Source organism: Microcoleus sp. K1-B1 (genome assembly GCF_036704705.1).
In the GTDB taxonomy this organism is placed as follows: Bacteria; Cyanobacteriota; Cyanobacteriia; order Cyanobacteriales; family Microcoleaceae; genus Microcoleus.
This window is the reverse complement of record NZ_JAUBSH010000167.1, coordinates 1-5,112: the sequence shown is the minus strand read 5'-3', so window position 1 is coordinate 5,112 and position 5,112 is coordinate 1. Positions and strand designations below refer to the sequence as shown.

Below are 5,112 nucleotides of genomic sequence, written 5' to 3'. Positions count from 1 at the left end.
ACTGATAAGTTTGTCCTGGCGGGTGGTTTGAGTTTTGAGAGTTTGCAAATTAACTCGATGGCGAATGGCACGCTGCTACAAGTTGCTGCCACTGGTCAGGTTTTGGCTCAGGTTTTTGGCGCTGATAATACTCTGAGTTCTCTTGATTTTCTGGCTCTTTCGAGTTAAGGCCAAAGCGCATTGAATACACTGCATTTTTCCTAAAATTCTCGCAACTCGGTTTTTCAAATAAACCGAGTTTTTTTATATTTAAATATCAGAAACATCAAGCTACTTAATGATTGGGTAATTCGACTTGGTGACGACCATGAAATTGGTTGTTAGTGAGTCATTCATTCCTGACAAAAGCCAGAAAACGAACTTGACTACTACACAATTTATAACCATTTTTTGAGTGACATATAGACTATCTAAATTTCGCCTGATAGACACCCCTAAAATTGGTTTCTGATGAGGACTCAAGTCTTAATAAAACTCTGACAATTAAGTTGCATTTACTACAAAAATGAATACTTGTCAACTGCTTTTAGGTAAAAAAATATCGATTTGCAGGGTGAATTTTCGTACGTCGTGTACGTTTTTTTTCATCGTCAAATAATTTATCGCCACGTCTGAATTGGCTAAAAAACCCCTATTTTTCCAGGTAAATACAGCGAACTGCTACTTTGGGAAGATGTCGATAAAAAAAAAATGGAAGTAAATAGAACTTGTTAACTATGCGAAGTAGAGAAATTAGCAATTATAAATTTCCAATTAGCAATTAACAATAATATCTACCACTGAAAATTGACAATTAACAAATCAAGGAGCTATCTAACTCATGAAAAATTTATGGTGCAACTACTCTTCGCTAATTCACCAATCAAGTTGCGATCGCCGCGACACTGACTGCATAAAAGCTTCTTTGATTGCGGCGCCGTTAGTCGGTGATCGGGCGATCGATTTTTCCTGTTTAACAAAAGCGAGTCGGGGCGTCAATACTCAACCTAAAAAACATTTAGTTTGCATCGATCCCAGGGTAGATAATTATCAGCATCTTGTCAGCGGAGTCAAACCAGGGACAGAGATAATTGTCCTGGATCGAACTCTGGACGGAGTAGAACAAATTACAGAAATTCTAGCTAAACGCAGCTTAATTGCCAGCCTTCAGATTGTTGCTCACGGTAATGAAGCTTCCGTGCAACTGGGGTCAACTTTACTGAAGGATGAAAACTTACCAAAGTACGATCGGCATTTGCAGCAGTGGCACAAGGCATTTAGCGAAAAAGCCGATATCTTATTATTAGCGTGCAGGGTTGGGGCTGGAAAATCTGGGAGTGCTTTCGTGCGGAAGCTGAGAGAATTAACAGGCGCAAATATAGCGGCTTCCAACAATCTCATTGGCAGTGCAAAATTAGGAGGAAACTGGCAATTAAATGTTACAGCAGGACTAGTAAAAACCGCAATAGCATTTGAAACAAAAACCCAGGAAACTTACAGCGCTGTCCTGATAAATTTAGTGGACGAAAGTTTTCAAGACGCAAGTCTAATCGGCCCTTGGATCTCTGGGGTAACAGGCACGTCAGATGCTCCAGCTTTAACAGCAGGAACGGGAACGGATAGTTTTCCGGGTTTGAACATAGACCCGGTTGGCAGCGGGGCGTTGAGATTAACTACAAGAACTTTTGACCAATCTACTTTTGTCATCTATAACAGTCAGGTTCCCGTCAACAGCGGTCTTAACATTGTCTTCGATATATTTGCCTACGACGGCACTGCACGTCCGAATTTAGCAGGGCGGACAGGGGACGGCATAAGTTTCTTTTTAATTGACGGTACTGTGACGCCAACACAAGCTGGAGGCTATGGAGGTTCTCTCGGCTACGCGCAAAATACAGATACAAATCAGTCCGGTTTACAGGGAGGTTATTTAGGAATTGGATTGGATGAATTTGGAAATTTCTCAACTACAACTCAAGGGCGGGTAGGCGGAATTCCGGGAGGGCGTAGAGCAGATTCGGTAACGCTTCGAGGTAGCGAAGTTACGCAATATCAATTTTTAACTTCTACGTTTGTGCCGCAGGGAATAGATAATATTCCCGATACCGTAAATCCTCTGCCTCCAAACGGGCCGATCAACACCATTACTAGCAGTCGCGAAGCAGCCAGAAGAAGAGTTCAAATTATTTTGTCACCCCCCAATTCTGTAACGCCAAACCGTCTCACTGTTAACTTTGATCTCAACAATAATGGTTTGTTTACTGATCAGGGCGAAACTATTATCGACATTGGCAATTTAGAGGACATAAACGGGCCAATACCGGAAACATTCAAATTTGGTTTTGCTGGTTCAACGGGAGACGCAACAAATGTTCACGACGTTCGCACTTTGTCAATCCAAACTATAGACGTGCCGCTTACTACAGCAGATGTTGCCTCAACGAAAACAGGCCCGGCGGCAGCGACACCGGGTAGCAGCATTACTTATACAATTACGACAGTAAATAACGGCCCGGACGACGCCGAAAACGTGGTGATTGAAGATCAATTGCCTGTCGGGGCAGTATTTGCTAGTGCCGAGGGCGACGGCACTTTCAACGCGACAACGAGACTGGTAACCTGGCCAACTATTCCGAATTTACCTGTTGGGGCTACCACCACGCGCACCGTAACTGTTACGACCCCAACTACACTTGGCTCTATTACCAACAGTGTATTCAGCAGCAGCAGTACGATCGATCCCGTACCCGGTAACAACAGCGGCAGCAGCCCGGATGCGAGAGTAACGACCACTATTACGAACGATATTGCCGATGTAGTTACGCTCAAAACCGGGCCCGCTACTGCGGCTGCGGGATCGACTGTCACCTACACAATTACCGCAGCTAACAGTGGGCCGAGTGCGGCAACCAATGTGGCGATCACCGATAGCATTGTTCCGGGTTTAATAGGAGTCAGCGTCTCCGAGGGCGGAACTTACAACGAAACTACAGGTATTGTGACTTGGCCGGCGATCGCATCCCTAGCCAGCGCAGCCAGCACCAACAGAACCGTCAGTTTCGCAGTTCCTGCCACCGGCGGCACCGTAGCCAACACTGCTAGCAGCACCTCAACGAGTCCAGACCCGAATCCCGACAACAACAACGGCAGCAGCCCCGAAGCCAGAGTCACCACCACGATCACCGATAGCGCCGATGTAGTAACTCTCAAAACCGGGCCCGCTACGGCAGCAGCCGGATCGACTGTCACCTACACAATTACCGCAGCTAACAGTGGGCCGAGTGCCGCAACCAATGTGGCGATCGCCGATAGCATTGTTCCTGGTTTAACAGGAGTCAGCGTCTCCGAGGGCGGAACTTACAACGCAAATACAGGTATTGTGACTTGGCCGGCGATCGCATCCCTAGCCAGCGCAGCCAGCACCAACAGAACCGTCAGTTTCGCAGTTCCTGCCACCCGTGACATCGTTGCCAACACTGCTAGCAGCACCTCAAGTACCCCAGACCCCAATCTCGACAACAACAACGGCAGCAGCCCCGAAGCCAGAGTTACCACCACGATCACCGATAGCGCCGATGTAGTGACGGTCAAAAGCGGGCAGACTACGGCAGCAGCCGGATCGACAGTCACCTACACCATTCTCACCGAAAACAGAGGACCCAGTACCGCCACCAACATCACCGTTACAGACACCATCGTTCCCGGTTTAACGGGCGTCACAGCATCTAACGGAGGTGTTTACAACCCAGCCACAGGCATTGTCAGCTTTCCGCCCATTGCCAGCTTAGGTGACGGCGTAGCCGTCAGCCGGACTGTCAGATTCCCAGTCCCGGCGACCGGCACTGTCAGCAACACGGCAAGAAGTACCTCAACCACTAATGACCCAAATCCAGGCAACAATAACGGCAGCGAGCCCGGCGCAACTGTTGCCACCAGCATCGCCGCTACCCCGACTCCGACTCCCCCACCGACTCCGACTCCGACTCCCGCCAACCAACCACCGATAGCTAGCAACGTCAACCTCGAAATCGCCCCCAGCAGCGCTGTGGCGATCGCAGGACTAGGCGGCACAGATCCAGACGGGTCGATCGCATCCTTCACCATCAACACCCTCCCACCAGCCAATGAAGGGCTGATATTTTTAGGCAATCCCGATACTGGCGGCACAATTGTCACTGCCGGTCAAATTCTGACACCTGCTGACATTAACCAATTATTTTTCCAATCGACAGCCAACTTTACAACAGCAAATTTCACCTACAGCGCTACAGATAACCTCGGCGCTACCAGCCCCGCCAGCGCTACTGTATCGGCGCTGCTGCCGGTGCCAAACCAACCGCCCGTAGCTAGCAACGTCAACCTCGCAATCGCCCCCAGCAGCGCTGTGGCGATCGCAGGACTAGGCGGCACAGATCCAGACGGGTCGATCGAATCTTTCACCATCAACACCGTCCCACCAGCCAATGAAGGGCTGATATTTTTAGGCAATCCCGAGACCGGCGGCCGGATTGTCACCGCCGGTCAAATTCTGACACCTGCTGACATTAACCAATTATTTTTCCAATCGACAGCCAACTTTACAACAGCAAATTTCACCTACACCGCTACAGATAACCAGGGCGCTACCAGCCCCGCCAGCGCTACTGTCTCTGCCATTCCCGTGAACGAACCAACACCGGCGCCAACTCCAACACCACCCACACCCGCGCCGACACCAACACCACCAACACCCGCGCCGACACCAACACCACCCACACCAGCGCCGACACCAACACCACCCACACCCGCGCCGACACCAACACCACCAACACCACCAACACCAACACCACCAACACCCGCGCCGACACCAACACCACCAACACCACCAACACCAATACCACCAACACCAACACCAACACCGACACCAATACCACCAACACCAACACCGACACCAATACCACCAACACCAACACCGACACCAATACCACCAACACCGGCGCCGACACCAACACCACCCACACCCGCGCCGACACCAACACCACCCACACCAGCGCCGGAACCAACACCAACACCAACACCAGCCCCCGAACCAACACCCGAACCAACACCCGCCCCGCAAGCAACCCCCATATTCAACCCAGTAGCCGAACCCGA

1 protein-coding gene is annotated in these 5,112 nt (G+C 50.0%); it reads left to right on the top strand.

Features of this window, described 5'->3' with window-relative positions:
• Nucleotides 1–820: 820 nt before the first annotated feature.
• On the top strand, nt 821–5,112 hold a 4,292-nt coding region (locus QUA83_RS29895; RefSeq protein WP_333297812.1), incomplete at its 3' end, for a DUF4347 domain-containing protein.